The sequence below is a fragment of the Rhodococcus sp. BP-332 genome, assembly GCF_019836065.1.
Taxonomy (GTDB): Bacteria; Actinomycetota; Actinomycetes; order Mycobacteriales; family Mycobacteriaceae; genus Rhodococcoides.
In genome coordinates this window covers 294,770-309,574 of sequence record NZ_JABUEC010000001.1, presented here as the reverse complement: position 1 = coordinate 309,574, position 14,805 = coordinate 294,770, and the positions used below count along the sequence as shown (strand labels likewise).

The window sequence follows — 14,805 nt, the reverse complement described above, 5'->3', positions numbered from 1 at the left end:
GATGACGGCAATGTTGGCAGATCCGGTCACCGAAGCAGTGGCAGCAGCACGAGAACTCCTCACCAGACGCACGGGAGCATCGGTGACCCTGGTCGACCCGGTCGATCTCGGCGGCAGCGGGCGCACCGTGGTCATCCGTGTCCGGGTGGCCGAGAACCCGTTCCAGTTGCCCCGCACGCTCGTGATCAAGCAGGTCCGCGAGACGTCCACGGAGTCGGTGTCCCGCACGGGTCTCGGCGCCGGAGACCACACGGCGTTCCTGCGCGAAGCGGTCTCGTACCAGTTCGCCACCGCCCTCGCGACGCACACCCGTCCCGGTCCCTCCCTCATCGCGTACGACCTGAAGGAACGGCTCCTCGTCCTCAGTGACCTGGGGGACGCCGCGCCGTTCACCAGTCTGATCGCGAACCCGGATCCGTCGTCCGTCACCAACTCGCTCATGGCTCTGGCCCAGGCACTCGGGCGGATGCACGCCGCCACGTTCGGCCGCGAGGAGGATTTCGGGGCGCTCCTCGGTCGCGCCGGCGTCGCCGATTCTCGGGACGGGCTGGCCGATCAGGTCGCGGTGGCCCAGTCGGACGTCCCGGCGATGCTCGCCGCGGATCTCGGCATCGAGGTGCCGCCCGCGGTCGCCGCCGCCGTCGCCCGCGCGGCCAAACTCTTCGGTTCCGGCGGACACCGCGCCTTCAGTCCGTCGGACCTGTGCCCGGACAACATCATCGTCAACGACGAGGGCGTGCGATTCCTGGACTACGAGTGGGGAGGCTTCCGGGACGCCACTCTCGACGTGGCCTACACGCTCCTGTCCTACCCCGGCTGCCTGTGCCGTCTCGATCTCACGCCGGAACGCGCCGAGGCCATGGTCGATGCGTGGCGCGCCGAGGTGGTCGGAATCTGGCCGCACCTCGCCGACGATGACGTGCTGCACGCCAAGTTGCTGGACGCCCAGTTGGTGTGGGCCTGGCTCACGACGCACTGGTTCCTCCCCGACGACGACACCCGCAACGCCGCACTGCGTCGGCACCACCTCTCGGTGCCCCGCGCCGCCGCGCTGACCACGCGGTGGTCCATCCTCTCGGAGTACGCGCGCTTCGTCGGGCACCACGATCTCGCGGACTTCGCGGGCGATGTCCGGCAGGCACTCGCGGCGCGGTGGCCCGCCGCCGCGTCCTGACCGTCCGATGAGCGCCGACGACTCCCTCTTCGACGACGACACCGCTGCTTCCGACGGGGACGCGTTCGTCCCGTCCCCGCGTGCGAGCACACCGGGTGCGCCGCTGGCCGTGCGGATGCGTCCACGGTCGTTGGACGAGGTCGTGGGCCAGGGCCACCTCCTCACCCCGGGTGCCCCGCTGCGCCGCCTGGTGGAGGGGTCCGGGGCAGCGTCGGTCATGCTCTACGGCCCACCCGGCACCGGCAAGACCACGCTCGCGTCCCTGATCTCGGGTGCCACCGGCCGCAAGTTCGAGGCCCTGTCCGCGCTCTCCGCGGGCGTCAAGGACGTCCGGGCCGTGATCGACCTGGCGCGTCGCCGGCTGCTGAACAACGAGCAGACCGTGCTCTTCATCGACGAGGTGCACCGGTTCTCCAAGACCCAGCAGGACGCCCTGCTCGCCGCCGTCGAGAACCGGATCGTGCTGCTCGTCGCCGCGACGACGGAGAACCCGTCGTTCTCCGTCGTGTCGCCGCTGCTGTCACGGTCCCTGGTGCTGCAGCTCCGGTCGCTCACCGACGACGACATCCGCGAGGTTCTCACGCGGGCCCTGGCGGACGAGCGCGGTCTCGGCGGGTCGGTGACGGTGACCGACGAGGCGCTCGGACACCTCGTGCGGCTGGCCGGCGGTGACGCTCGACGGGGTCTGACAGCGCTCGAGGCGGCCGCCGACACTGCGGGTGCGGGCGGCACCGTGGATCTCGAGACCGTGGAGAAGAGTGTCGACCGAGCCGCGGTGCGGTACGACCGGGACGGTGACCAGCACTACGACGTCATCAGCGCGTTCATCAAGTCGATCCGCGGGTCCGACGTCGACGCGGCCATGCACTACCTCGCCCGGATGATCACCGCCGGTGAGGACGCACGCTTCATCGCCCGCAGGCTCGTGGTGCACGCCAGCGAGGACATCGGCATGGCCGACCCCACCGCGTTGCTGGTCGCGACGGCGGCGTCGCAGGCGGTGCAGACGATCGGGATGCCCGAGGCGCGGCTCGCCCTCGCCCAGGCCACCATCCACCTCGCCACCGCACCGAAGTCCGGTGCCGTCACCAGCGCGCTGTCCGCGGCGATGGCCGACATCGCGGCGGGGAAGGCAGGCGCCGTGCCGCCGCACCTGCGCGACGGGCACTACACGGGAGCCGCCTCACTGGGCAACGCGGTGGGCTACAAGTTTCCGCACGACGACCCCGACGGTGTGCTCGCCCAGCAGTACCCGCCGGACGAGCTGGTGGGCACCGACTACTACCGGCCCACCAACCACGGAGCGGAGCGAGACCTCGAGACGCGCGTCGGCAAGCTCCGCAGAATCGTGCGTGCTCTCGCGCGCTAGGGTGTTTCCGTGCAGACTCACGAGATTCGCCGTCGTTTCCTCGACCATTTCGAGAAGCTGGGACACACCTCCGTCCCCAGCGCCTCGCTGGTCCTCGACGACCCGAATCTGCTGTTCATCAATGCCGGCATGGTGCAGTTCGTCCCGTACTTCCTCGGGCAGCGCACCCCGCCGTTCGCGCGTGCCGTGAGTGTGCAGAAGTGTGTGCGCACCGGCGACATCGAGAACGTGGGCGTGACCACCCGCCACAACACTTTCTTCCAGATGGCCGGCAACTTCTCGTTCGGCGACTATTTCAAGCGCGAGGTCATCGGCTTCGCGTGGTCACTGCTCACCTCGTCCGTCGAGGACGGTGGCTACGGCTTCGATCCCGAGAGGATCTGGGCCACAGCGTATCTCGACGACGACGAGGCCATCCAGATCTGGAAGGACGTCGCCGGTCTGCCCGACGAGCGCATCCAGCGCCGAGGCATGGCCGACAACTACTGGTCCATGGGCATTCCCGGACCCTGCGGGCCGTGCTCGGAGATCTACTACGACCGCGGACCCGAGTTCGGCAAGGAGGGCGGTCCGGAGGCGGACGAGGACCGCTACATCGAGATCTGGAATCTCGTGTTCATGCAGAACGAGCGCGGACAGGGGACGTCGAAGGACGACTTCGAGATCCTGGGGCCGTTGCCGCGCAAGAACATCGACACCGGTATGGGTGTCGAGCGCGTGGCGTTCCTGCTGCAGGACGTCGACAACGTCTACGAGACCGATCTGGTCCGTCCCGTCATCACCGAGGCCGAGGCACTGTCCGGCCGTCGGTACGGGGAGAACCACGACGCGGACGTACGGTTCCGCGTCATCGCCGATCACGCCCGCACCGCGGTCATGCTCATCGCCGACGGCGTGACGCCGGGCAACGACGGCCGTGGCTACGTGCTGCGGCGTCTGCTGCGCCGGATCGTGCGCAGCGCACGCCTGCTCGGTGCCGAGGACCCCTCGATGGCGCGGTTCGTCACGGTCGTCCGCGACACGATGGCCGAGTCGTACCCGGAACTGGTCGAGGACTTCGCGCGCATCGAGTCCGTCGCCGTCGGCGAGGAGAAGGCGTTCCTCGCGACCCTCACGTCCGGATCGCGCCTTTTCGACAACGCTGCTCAGGCCGTGACCGCGTCCGGCGGCACCCGCATCAGCGGTGACGAGGCCTTCGTCCTGCACGACACGTACGGCTTTCCCATCGACCTCACACTCGAGATGGCGGCCGAGGCGGGCCTGCAGGTCGACGAGGCCGGATTCCGCACGCTCATGGCGGAGCAGCGTAACCGTGCGAAGGCCGATGCGCAGTCGCGCAAGCACGCGCACACCGACCTGACGGTGTACAAGGAGTTCGTCGACCGTGGTCCCACCGAGTTCACCGGTTTCGACGAGCTGGACAGCGAGGCAACGGTTCTCGCGATCATCGCCGGGGGCGTGCGGGTGCCCACCGCCGCTGCGGGGGAGAAGGTCGAGGTCATCCTCGACCGCAGCCCGCTGTACGCCGAGTCCGGCGGACAGCTCGCGGACATCGGCACCCTCACGGGCCCGGGACTGAGTGTCACCGTGGGCGACGTGCAGAAGATCGCGAAGACCGTGTGGGTGCACAAGGTCACCGTCGACGAGGGGCAGCTCACCGAGGGCGACGTCGTCACCGCGCACGTCGACCAGCAGTGGCGCCGCGGCGCCACCCAGGGACACTCCGGCACGCACATGGTGCACGCCGCACTCCGCCAGATCCTGGGCCCGAACGCGGTACAGGCCGGATCGCTGAACAAGCCCGGCTACCTGCGGTTCGACTTCACGTACCAGGGTGCGCTGTCGGAGTCGCAGCGCGAGGACATCGAGTCCGTCACCAACGACGCCGTCGCGTCCGACTTCGCGGTCAACACCTTCGTCACCGATCTCGACGACGCCAAGGCCATGGGGGCGATGGCGCTGTTCGGTGAGAACTACGGCGACGAGGTCCGGGTCGTGGAGATCGGCGGACCGTTCTCGATGGAACTGTGCGGCGGCACCCACGTCCAGCACTCGTCGCAGATCGGCCCGGTGACGCTCCTCGGAGAGTCGTCGGTCGGGTCGGGCGTGCGACGCGTCGAGGCCTTCGTCGGCCTCGACTCGTACAAGTACCTCGCCAAGGAGCGGGCGCTGCTCGCCGGTGTCGCCTCGTCGCTCAAGGTGCCCACCGACGAGGTGCCCGCGCGGATCGAGAACCTCGTCGAACGGCTCCGCGTCGCCGAGAAGGAGCTCGAGGCCACTCGCGCCGCCGCCGTGCTCTCGTCCGCCGGGTCCTACGTCGACACGGCGCGCCGGGTCGGGTCGCTGCTCGTCGTCGCGGAGCCCGCGCCGGCCGGCGTCGGTGCCGCGGATCTGCGCACCCTCGTCGGCGACGTTCGCGGCCGGTTCGGCACGCAGCCCGCGGTGGTGGCGCTGTTCGGAGACGTCGACGGCAAGGTGCCGTTCGTCGTGTCGTTGACCAAGGCCGCGCAGGAACTCGGCGTGAAGGCCGGTGAACTGGTGGGTGCCTTCGGTCCGAGCATCGGCGGCCGCGGCGGTGGCAAGGCCGACACCGCGCAGGGAGCCGGGTCCGACGCGTCGGGTATTCCGGCGGCGATCGAGGCTCTGCTCGGTCGCGTCACCGAGATCGCCGGGAACTCCTGACGGTGGCCGCCGGCAGCTCCGCGCCCGACCGGCCGGGCGCCGACGACCCGGGGCGGGGGCGGCGGCTCGCGATCGACGTCGGGAGCGTGCGCGTCGGGGTGGCGTCCTCCGATCCCGACGGCACCCTCGCCACACCCGTCGAGACGGTCCCGCGCGCGGCGAAGACACACACCGACTCGGCCGACGTCCAGCGGATCGTCGCGCTCGCCGAGGAGTACGAGGCCGTCGAGATCATCGTCGGTCTGCCGCGCACGCTGCGCGGCGAGCGCGGAACCGCCGCCACGCTGGCTGTCCGTTTCGCCCGAGTCCTGCACCGTGCGCTGCCCGGCGTGCCGGTGCGGCTGTCCGACGAACGCTTGACTACGGTGAGTGCCGCGCGTGGTCTTCGAGACAGCGGCGTCCGCGCGAGAGACCAACGGTCGATGATCGACCAGGCGGCGGCGGTCGCCATCCTGCAAGGGTGGCTCGACGAGCGCCGCAGTGTCCTGGCGCGAGAGATGGTCGCCCAGGCGAACGAGGAGGGGGCAACGGTGCCCGAGAATCACGGTCCGGAGCAGGACACACCGGGGACGACCCCGTGACGGACGACGGTCGTGGACAGCGGCCCGGCCGACGCGACGAGTGGGACACCGACGAGCTGAATCTCCCGGTCGACGACCTGCGCCGTCAGCCGCTCGCCGACGACCGCCGCGCCCGTCCTGCGCGAGTGGCGTCGGGTCCCGGTGACCGCCCGAGCCGCGCGAGCCGTGCGGACACCCGCCGCGACCGCGCCGCGGCCGGTCGCAAACGTCGCTCGCGCATCATCGGCGGACTCGGTGTGCTGGTCCTGGTCGGCCTCGTGGCCGTCGGAGGTGTGTGGGGAGTGTCGAAGTTCACCGGCGGCGGGGCCGCGGTCGCGGAGGACTACCCGGGTCCCGGCGGCGACGCCGTGGTGGTGCAGGTCGCCTCGGGCGACACCGCACAGGAGATCGCGACCGAGATGGCGGACAAGGACGTCACCGCCAGCTCGGCGGCCTTCTACGAGGCCGCGGTCCAGAACACCGCGATGACCTCCGTGCAGCCCGGTTTCTATCGGATGCGCTCGCAGATGGCGGCGGCCGACGCCGTCTCCGCACTGGTGGACCCGGCATCGCGAGTGGGCCAGATCCAGATCGCCGAGGGCCGTCAGCTGCACGACTCGACCGACGTGAACACCGGCGCCGTCCGCAAGGGCATCTACACGCTGATCTCCGAGGCCAGTTGTGCTGTCGGAGAGGGTCTTCCGTGCGTGACATACGACGACCTGAACCTCGCGGGTGCGGGGGACGATCCTTCCGCACTCGGTGTCGCCGACTGGGCGACCGACGCGGTACGGCAGGTGCCGGATCGCGATCGTCAGCTCGAGGGGCTCATCGCCGCGGGCACGTTCAACTTCGACCCCAGCGCCGCACCGACGGACATCCTGCGTCAGCTCGTGTCCGAGAGTGCTGGGATCTACGAGGACACCGGTCTTCTGGAGGCAGGCGCCTCCTCGGGTCTCGACCCGTACCAGGTGCTCGTGGCGTCGTCCCTCATCGAGCGCGAGGCGTTGCCGCAGGACTTCGCCAAGGTGGCGCGCGTCATCCTCAACCGTCTCGCCATCGGGCAGCGTCTGGAATTCGACTCGACGGTCAACTACTCGCTGGACACCACCGAGGTGGCCACCACCGACGCTGACCGTGCGAACGTCACGCCGTGGAACACGTACGCCAAGGAGGGTCTGCCGGCGACGCCGATCTGCTCTCCCGGTGTGGCAGCGGTGCAGGCCGCCGAGGCTCCCGAGCCCGGCAACTGGCTCTACTTCGTCACCATCAATGCCGCCGGTGAGACGCTCTTCACCGACGACTACCAGGTGCACTTGGACAACATCACGAAGGTCGAGGGCGGGTTCCTCGACAGCGGCCGGTGACGTCCGTCTCCGACGCCTCGTCGACGAGGCGCGCGGCCGTTCTGGGGTCGCCGGTGGCGCACTCGCGTTCACCTGTCCTGCACGCGGCGGCGTACCGGGAGCTCGGGCTCACCGGGTGGACCTACGAGCGGGTGGAGTGCACCGCGGAACGGCTTCCGGAGTTCGTGGACGGCCTCGGACCCGAGTGGGTGGGACTGTCGGTGACGATGCCGGGCAAGTTCGCGGCTCTGGCCTGTGCGACCGAACGAACGCAGCGCGCAATCGCTGTGGGCTCGGCGAACACCCTGGTACGCACCGACTCGGGCTGGCGCGCCGACTGCACCGACGTCGACGGTGTCACGGGCGCCCTCGGCACGGTCGGTGTCCGTGACCTGTCGGGAGCGTCGGTGGTCGTCGTCGGGGCGGGCGGAACGTCCCGCCCGGCGCTCGTCGCTCTGCGTGATCTCGGGGCGAGTGCGGTCACCGTCGTCTCGCGGGACGAGGAGCGGGCGGAGGGAGCTCTGGTCTGTGCTCGCGACGCCGGTCTCACCGCCCGGTGGAGTGCACCGGACGACGACGCGCTGCCGCGAGCGGTCGCGGACGCGGCAGCCGTGGTGTCCACCGTCCCGCCCGAGGGCGGCGCGGCGATGATCGACGCACTGCGCGGGACGCGCGTGCTGCTGGACGCGATCTACCACCCGTGGCCCACGCCGCTGGCCGCCGCGGTCGAGGAGTCCGGCGGCGTCGTCGTCGGCGGCCTCGCGATGCTGCTGCACCAGGCCTTCGGTCAGGTGGAGCAGTTCACCGGTATGCCTGCCCCGCGTGCTGCGATGGAGCGGGCTCTGCGGGAGTCCTGACCATCCCCGGGTGCGCCGTCGTCCCCGGGCGGGTCGCCGCGGCACGGATCATGGGAGTCACCGGTGCCACCGTGACTGCATGACCGTCCTCCTCGGATCCGCGCTGTGTTGCCTCGCTCTTCTCACCGTCGGTCGGTGGGTGACGCCGACGGTGCCCGACCTGCTCGCGGCCGCCGTCGTCGGTGCCGCGCTCGGCGCGGTCACCACCGACGTGGCGATCCTCGCGGTCGGGGCGTGGTCCTGTGCCGTCGCGCTCGTCGACCTGGTCCGTCACCGCCTGCCGGACGATCTGACGCTGCCCGCCGCGGGTGCGGTGCTCCTGGCAGCCGCCCACCAGGGTGGGGGCGAGTCGGCGCTCCTCGGCGGCCTGGCTCTGGCCGGTGTCCACCTCGTCGGGTCGGTGGCGTCACCCGGATCGATCGGAGGCGGCGACGTCAAGCTGTGTCTCGCACTCGGGGGACTGGGCGCGGTCTCGGGGCCGTCCGTGTGGACCGTGGCCGCCGTGCTGGCACCGACGACGACGCTGGTGCTGGCGGCGATGACGGGACGAACCGGGGGAGCGGCGGGGATTCCGCACGGACCCGCTCTGTGTGCGGCGACCCTGGTGGCGTGGGTGAACGCCGGGACGTGAAAAGATCGATCCGTGTTGCGATGGATCACTGCCGGAGAATCTCACGGCCCTGCCCTGGTTTCCATTCTCGAGGGCATGGTGGCCGGAGTCGAGGTGACCTCCGAGGACATCGGAGCTCAGCTCGCCCGACGACGCCTGGGCTACGGCCGCGGCGCCCGCATGAAGTTCGAGGCCGACAAGGTCACCGTCATCGGCGGTGTCCGGCACGGCTCGACGCTCGGCGGTCCCGTCGCCATCGAGATCGGCAACACGGAGTGGCCGAAGTGGGAGACCGTCATGGCGGCCGACCCGGTCGATCCCGCCGTGCTCGCCGACCTCGCGCGCAATGCGCCCCTGACCCGTCCGCGCCCCGGCCACGCCGACTACTCGGGCATGCTCAAGTACGGCTTCGACGACGCCCGGCCCGTGCTCGAGCGCGCCAGCGCACGGGAGACCGCCGCCCGCGTCGCGGTCGGCACCGTCGCGCGACAGTTCCTGAAACAGGTCCTCGGCGTCGACGTCCTGTCGCACGTCATCTCGATCGGCGCGTCCGACCCGTACGAGGGCCCGGAGCCGTCGGCGGGAGACATCGAGGCGATCGACGCCAGCCCCGTGCGGGCGTTCGACGCCGTGGCCGAGCAGTCCATGATCACCGAGATCGAAGCGGCCAAGCGCGACGGGGACACCCTCGGCGGCATCGTCGAGGTGGTCGTCCACGGCCTTCCCGTGGGACTCGGCTCGTTCGTCACCGGCGACAGCAAGCTCGACGCGCAGCTCGCCGCGGCACTCATGGGCATCCAGGCCATCAAGGGTGTCGAGGTCGGCGACGGGTTCGAGACCGCACGCCGCCGCGGCAGCGCCGCCCACGACGAGATCCTCCCCGGCCCGGACGGGATCGTCCGCACCACCAACCGCGCCGGCGGCATCGAGGGCGGCATGACCAACGGCGCCCCGCTGCGGGTGCGCGCGGCCATGAAGCCCATCTCCACGGTTCCGCGTGCCCTGGCGACGGTGGACATGTCCACCGGCGAGGGTGCGGTGGCCATCCACCAGCGCAGCGACGTCTGCGCCGTGCCGGCCGCGGGGGTCGTCGCGGAGACCATGGTGGCTCTGGTGCTCGCCCGCGCCACGCTGGAGAAGTTCGGAGGCGACTCCGTCGCCGAGACCGCCGGCAACGTGCGCCGCTACGTGGAGAACGCGCAAGCCCGTCCGCCGCGATGACCGGGCAGGCCGGAGGCCGGTCGCAGGATGCCGGGCAGGCCGGGGCGGGGCAGGCCGGGGAGGTTTCCGGTCCGCCGCGCGCGGTGCTGATCGGGCCACCCGGCGCCGGGAAGTCCACCATCGGCCGACGGCTGGCTCAGGCCCTGGGCACGCAGGTGTACGACACGGACGTGGCCATCGAGAAGGACACCGGCCGCACCATCCCGCAGATCTTCGCCGAGAGCGGTGAGGCGGAGTTCCGTGCCATCGAGGAGCGCATCGTGCTCGATGCGCTGCGCACGTATCCGGGCATCGTGTCCCTGGGCGGTGGGGCGATCCTGTCCTCGCGCACTCGTGCGGCGCTCCGCGGTCACACCGTCGTCTACCTCGAGATCAGTGTCGGCGAGGGCCTCCGGCGCACCGGTGCGACCACTGCCAACGCTTCGCGACCCCTCTTGGCCAGCTCGGACCCGCGGGCGAAGTACCGCGAACTGATGCGCACTCGGCGACCCCTGTACCGCGAGGTGTCCACCATCCGTGTCCGCACGGACGGCCGCAGCCCTGCTCGCGTCGTCACCGCTGTGCTCGGCCGTCTCGGCGTCGCTCCCGCCGACCGCGTCCCCGCGCCGGCCGCACCACCGCAGCGGACCTCGCCGCGGCGCCGGATCCGGCGCAAGGGCGGACGTCCGATCCCCACCGATCCGGGACCGTTGCCGCGGCAGTCGGCACCACGGACCGGCCGTACCCGACCACCGCAGGATCCACCCCCAGCACAGGAGACGCTCTCGTGACAGAACCTGTTCGTATCGACGTCCGGACGGCGAACCCGTACCCCGTGATCATCGGTCGCGGTCTGCTCACCGACCTGGTGGAGCAGCTCGCGGGCACGCGCACCGTCGCGATCTTCCATCAGCCTCCGCTCGCCGAGACCGCTGAGGCCGTCCGAGCAGCACTGGCGGACAACGGGATCGACGCACACCGCATCGAGATCCCCGATGCCGAGGACGGCAAGGAACTGGCCGTCGCCGGCTTCTGTTGGGAGGTGCTCGGCCGCATCGGTCTGACGCGGAGCGACGCCGTGGTCAGCCTGGGCGGCGGCGCGGCCACCGATCTCGCCGGCTTCGTCGCGGCCACCTGGATGCGCGGCGTCCGCATCGTGCACGTGCCCACCACGCTGCTCGCCATGGTCGACGCGGCCGTGGGAGGCAAGACCGGCATCAACACCGACGCCGGGAAGAACCTCGTCGGTGCCTTCCACGAGCCTGCCGCCGTCCTGGTGGACCTGGCGACCCTCGAGACGGTGCCGCACAACGAGATCGTGGCCGGGCTCGCCGAGGTGATCAAGACCGGATTCATCGCCGACCCGGTCATTCTCGACCTCATCGAGGCGGATCCCGCTGCCGCGCTGGACCCGACGGGCGAGGTGTTGCCCGAGCTGATCCGGCGCTCCATCGAGGTGAAGGCTCGGGTCGTCGCGGCCGATCTCCGGGAATCCGATCTTCGCGAGATCCTGAACTACGGCCACACCCTGGGACACGCGATCGAGCGCCGCGAGAAGTACAAGTGGCGCCACGGCGCCGCGGTCTCCGTGGGTCTGGTGTTCGCCGCCGAGCTCGGACGTCTCGCGGGGCGACTGTCGGACGATGTCGCCGACCGGCACCGCAGCATCCTGCAGGCGGTGGGACTGCCCGTCAGTTACGACGCGGACGCGTTCGCCCATCTGCTGTCGGGCATGCAGACGGACAAGAAGAACCGCAACGGGCTGCTGCGCTTCGTCGTGCTGGACGGACTGGCCAAGCCGGGCCGCCTCGAAGGACCGGATCCGGCGCTGCTGGCCGCCGCGTACTCCGCGGTGGCGCGTGAGGAGCCGACGACGGGGTCGTCGATCTTCCTCTGACGACGGGGTCGGTCAGGAGGAGCGGTCGCCCTTCGCGAGGTTCGGGCGCGGATCGGAGTCCCGGACCGGCGCGAAGACCTCGGTGTCGGCGTCCGACTCGCCCCGTGCGGGTGCTCCGGAGGTGACGCGGTCACGCTCGGTCGCGTCCTCCTTCTTGCCCGGCCGCAGGTCCTCCTGCTTGTCGTCGCCGCGTCCGGCCAGCCAACGGCCCACCGTGACGGCGATGACCGTGGGGATGAAGACGAGCAGAATCGTGAACGCCGCGCCGGAGGTGACCTCGAAGAAGAGGGAGTTGCTGCTCACCGCGAGGTTCGCCACCGCCGAGAACACCCAGCAGACGAGCCCGGCGAGAACACCGGCCACGACCGACGCCTTCAGCCACAGCATCGTGAAATCGGTCCGGCCCTCGCCGTGGTCACCGCGGCGGTGCGCGTTGATCCCGTCGATTCCGCCCCACACGACGGCCACGAGAACGACGGCGGCCAGCGTGATCATGCGCAACACGGACCCTTGCGCGGGCCAGGCGGAGACCGCCAGCGCGAGCAGCACTCGTGCCACCACATGAACCAGCGCCATCCCCACACCGCGAACCACCCACCCAGTCATGCTGCACACAGTAATCACCCCGGTCGGTCGCGTGTGCTTCTGCCCACATATCCGGGTGCGGTGTCGTCGGGCGGACCGGTGTCGCCGGCCGTCGGTGACGGCGGCGGTAGGTTCGAGAGATGCCGTCCTCCGACCGCGCCGCACGGCGCGACGCTCTCAGAGAACTCGTCCGCGACCGGGAGGCCGACGCGCTCCTGGTGACCGATCTGCTCAACGTCCGGTACCTCACGGGGTTCACCGGTTCCAATGCCGCGCTGCTGCTGAGTGCGCACGACTCCGCCTCCGACGAGTCCGGCACCGTGGTGTGCACCGACGGTCGGTACGTGACGCAGGTGGCCGAGCAGGTGCCCGACCTCGCGGCGGTGATCGACCGCGCGGGCCCTGTTCGCCTGCTGCAGGACGCCGGCGGTGCGCGAGGCGGGCAGACCGTCGGATTCGAATCGCACGTCGTGTCCGTCGACGAGCATCAGGCATGGTCCGACGCCGCGTCCTCGCTCTCGCTCCAGCGCCTGCCGCGCCTGGTGGAGAAGCTGCGGATGATCAAGGACGAGAGCGAGATCGACGCGCTGCGACGCGCCTGCGGTGTCGCCGACGCCGCGCTGGCCGCGTTGATCGAGCGGGGCGGCATCAGCGCCGGCCGGACCGAGAAGCAGGTCGCGATCGATCTGGAGTTCCTCATGCTCGAGCTGGGAGCGCACGCCATCTCGTTCGAGACCATCGTGGCCGCGGGCGCACACTCGGCGGTGCCGCACCACCGCCCCACCGGTGCGGTGCTCGAGCAGGGTGACCTGGTGAAGCTGGACTTCGGCGCGGAGGTGGACGGGTACCACTCCGACATGACGCGTACCTACGTGCTGGGCACCCCCGCGGACTGGCAGCGCGAGCTGTACGCCCTCGTCGAACAGTCCCAGGCCGCCGGACGCGCCGCCGTCCTCCCCGGCGCCGACGTGCAGGCGGTGGACGGAGCGGCTCGCTCGGTCATCGTGGACGCGGGGCACGGGGACAAGTTCCTGCACGGACTCGGCCACGGCGTGGGACTCGAGATCCACGAAGCGCCGGGAATCGGTGCCACCGGCACCGGTACACTGCTCTGCGGTGCTGCGGTGACAGTCGAGCCCGGCGTGTACTTCTCCGGTCGCGGAGGCGTACGGATCGAGGACACGCTCATCGTTCGAGAGAACGAGCCGGAACTGCTGACGCTCACCAGCAAAGAGTTCACCGTTCTGTAGGCGAGGGCCTGCCGACCAGTGCTTGTCAGGCCCGGAGGCCGTGCGCGGCGTCCGGGTACCGAGAGACCGAGACGACAGTCGACGAGGAGACGCGAAGCAAGTGGCTTCCACCAGTGATTTCAAGAACGGACTCGTTCTCAACATCGAGAACCAGTTGTGGTCCATCATCGAGTTCCAGCACGTCAAGCCTGGTAAGGGACCGGCCTTCGTGCGCACCAAGCTCAAGAACGTCACGTCGGGCAAGGTCGTCGACAAAACCTTCAACGCGGGCGTCAAGGTCGAGACCGCGACGGTCGACCGACGCGATATGACGTACCTCTACCACGACGGTTCGGACTACGTCTTCATGGACGGCGACACCTTCGACCAGATCTCCGTCGCCGAGGCGACCATCGGCGAGGTCTCGCGCTTCCTGCTCGAGAACATGAAGGTCCAGGTGGCGATGCACGAGGGTCTGCCGCTGTACGTCGAGTTGCCGGTCACGGTCGAGCTGATCGTCCAGCACACCGATCCGGGTCTGCAGGGCGACCGCTCCACCGGTGGCACCAAGCCGGCGACCCTCGAGACGGGTGCCGAGATCAACGTGCCGCTCTTCATCAACACCGGCGACAAGCTCAAGGTGGACTCCCGCGACGGCAACTACCTCGGGCGCGTGAATTCCTGAGTGAGCGAGCCTTCCAAGAACCCTGCCGCACCGGGCAAGCCGGCGGCGAAGAAGCTCGGAGCACGGCACAAGGCGCGTAAGCGCGCCGTCGACTTCCTCTTCGAGGCCGAGGCTCGGGATCTCGATCCCGTGGTGCTCGCGACCGAGCGCGGCGAGCTGTCCGCTCACGAGGAGACGGTGGCGCCGGTCAACGCGTACACCACGACTCTCGTGACCGGAGTGGCCGAGAACCTCGACCGCGTCGACTCGGTCATCGGGGATCACCTGCACCAGTGGACTCTCGATCGTCTCCCCGCCGTCGACCGCGCGATCCTGCGCGTCGCGGTGTGGGAACTGCTCAACGCGGTCGACGTCCCGCCGGTGGTGGCCGTCGACGAGGCGGTCGAGCTGGCCAAGCAACTCTCCACCGACGACTCGCCGTCCTTCGTCAACGGGGTGCTGGGCCAGATCGTGCTCGTCGCACCCCAGGTGCGCGCCGCCGCGGCGGCGCGTCCGGCGGCGCAGAGCCGGCCCGTGACGGAGAACACCGCCGACGACGCCGTACCGCCCGCCTCGAGCTGAGTTCGAGCCCGGCGTGGTTGGTATAGTCACCGCGTCAGACATCCTTTAAC

13 protein-coding genes and 1 pseudogene are annotated in these 14,805 nt (G+C 70.3%); 13 read left to right on the top strand and 1 reads right to left on the bottom strand.

What is annotated here, in order from left to right; translation table 11 throughout:
- Position 1 precedes the first annotated feature (1 nt).
- The 10 genes and pseudogenes from HQ314_RS01380 to aroB all read left to right on the top strand — a co-directional run bounded on the left by HQ314_RS01380 (position 2) and on the right by aroB (position 11,695).
- Positions 2–1,174 (top strand): kinase, encoded by a 1,173-nt coding sequence (locus tag HQ314_RS01380; protein ID WP_027505245.1) that lies wholly within the window; start codon positions 2–4, stop codon positions 1,172–1,174.
- A gap of 7 nt (positions 1,175–1,181) precedes the next feature.
- Positions 1,182–2,543 (top strand): replication-associated recombination protein A, encoded by a 1,362-nt coding sequence (locus HQ314_RS01375; RefSeq protein WP_222649048.1) that lies wholly within the window; start codon positions 1,182–1,184, stop codon positions 2,541–2,543.
- 9 nt (positions 2,544–2,552) lie between these two features.
- On the top strand, positions 2,553–5,225 hold the full coding sequence (alaS, locus tag HQ314_RS01370; protein WP_222649046.1) for an alanine--tRNA ligase: 2,673 nt from the start codon (positions 2,553–2,555) through the stop codon (positions 5,223–5,225).
- Between the two features lie 2 nt (positions 5,226–5,227).
- The gene (ruvX, locus tag HQ314_RS01365; RefSeq protein WP_051613214.1) at positions 5,228–5,806 is read left to right on the top strand and encodes a Holliday junction resolvase RuvX; all 579 of its coding nucleotides are present in this window, start codon (positions 5,228–5,230) and stop codon (positions 5,804–5,806) included.
- A complete protein-coding gene (gene mltG / locus HQ314_RS01360) occupies positions 5,803–7,152 on the top strand; it encodes an endolytic transglycosylase MltG (protein WP_222649544.1) in 1,350 nt (449 codons plus the stop codon). Before ruvX ends, mltG begins: the two co-directional genes overlap by 4 nt.
- Positions 7,149–7,988, top strand: coding sequence for a shikimate dehydrogenase (locus HQ314_RS01355; RefSeq protein WP_222649044.1), 840 nt, complete (start codon positions 7,149–7,151; stop codon positions 7,986–7,988). Before mltG ends, HQ314_RS01355 begins: the two co-directional genes overlap by 4 nt.
- Positions 7,989–8,067: 79 nt before the next feature.
- Positions 8,068–8,619 carry a prepilin peptidase gene (locus HQ314_RS01350; protein ID WP_056444731.1) on the top strand — a complete coding sequence of 184 codons (552 nt, stop codon included), beginning with the start codon at positions 8,068–8,070 and terminating at the stop codon, positions 8,617–8,619.
- 12 nt (positions 8,620–8,631) lie between these two features.
- Positions 8,632–9,819 (top strand): chorismate synthase, encoded by a 1,188-nt coding sequence (aroC, locus tag HQ314_RS01345; RefSeq protein ID WP_027505250.1) that lies wholly within the window; start codon positions 8,632–8,634, stop codon positions 9,817–9,819.
- Between the two features lie 83 nt (positions 9,820–9,902).
- A pseudogene (locus HQ314_RS01340) lies at positions 9,903–10,394 on the top strand (shikimate kinase); the annotation flags it as partial.
- Positions 10,395–10,585: 191 nt separating this feature from the next.
- Positions 10,586–11,695, top strand: coding sequence for a 3-dehydroquinate synthase (gene aroB, locus HQ314_RS01335; protein ID WP_027505251.1), 1,110 nt, complete (start codon positions 10,586–10,588; stop codon positions 11,693–11,695).
- Positions 11,696–11,707: 12 nt separating this feature from the next.
- Here aroB and HQ314_RS01330 read toward each other — a convergent pair whose 3' ends face one another.
- Positions 11,708–12,301, bottom strand: a complete 594-nt coding sequence (locus HQ314_RS01330) for a B-4DMT family transporter (RefSeq protein ID WP_027505252.1) — start codon at positions 12,299–12,301, stop codon at positions 11,708–11,710.
- A gap of 119 nt (positions 12,302–12,420) precedes the next feature.
- On the opposite strand from HQ314_RS01330, the gene HQ314_RS01325 reads away from it, so the two are divergent.
- From HQ314_RS01325 to nusB, 3 genes are all read left to right on the top strand, one after another.
- Positions 12,421–13,530, top strand: a complete 1,110-nt coding sequence (locus HQ314_RS01325; RefSeq protein ID WP_222649040.1) for a Xaa-Pro peptidase family protein — start codon at positions 12,421–12,423, stop codon at positions 13,528–13,530.
- 100 nt (positions 13,531–13,630) lie between these two features.
- On the top strand, positions 13,631–14,194 hold the full coding sequence (efp, locus tag HQ314_RS01320; protein WP_027505254.1) for an elongation factor P: 564 nt from the start codon (positions 13,631–13,633) through the stop codon (positions 14,192–14,194).
- Complete coding sequence (gene nusB / locus HQ314_RS01315; RefSeq protein ID WP_051613217.1) at positions 14,195–14,755, top strand: transcription antitermination factor NusB; 561 nt, start codon at positions 14,195–14,197, stop codon at positions 14,753–14,755.
- Positions 14,756–14,805 lie beyond the last annotated feature (50 nt).

Coding starts and splice junctions, on each gene's coding strand:
- HQ314_RS01325 (WP_222649040.1), top strand. CDS start 12,421: ATGCCGTCCTCCGACCGCGCCGCACGGCGCGACGCTCTCAGAGAACTC.
- HQ314_RS01330 (WP_027505252.1), bottom strand. CDS start 12,301: ATGACTGGGTGGGTGGTTCGCGGTGTGGGGATGGCGCTGGTTCATGTG.
- HQ314_RS01350 (WP_056444731.1), top strand. CDS start 8,068: ATGACCGTCCTCCTCGGATCCGCGCTGTGTTGCCTCGCTCTTCTCACC.
- HQ314_RS01380 (WP_027505245.1), top strand. CDS start 2: ATGACGGCAATGTTGGCAGATCCGGTCACCGAAGCAGTGGCAGCAGCA.
- HQ314_RS01375 (WP_222649048.1), top strand. CDS start 1,182: ATGAGCGCCGACGACTCCCTCTTCGACGACGACACCGCTGCTTCCGAC.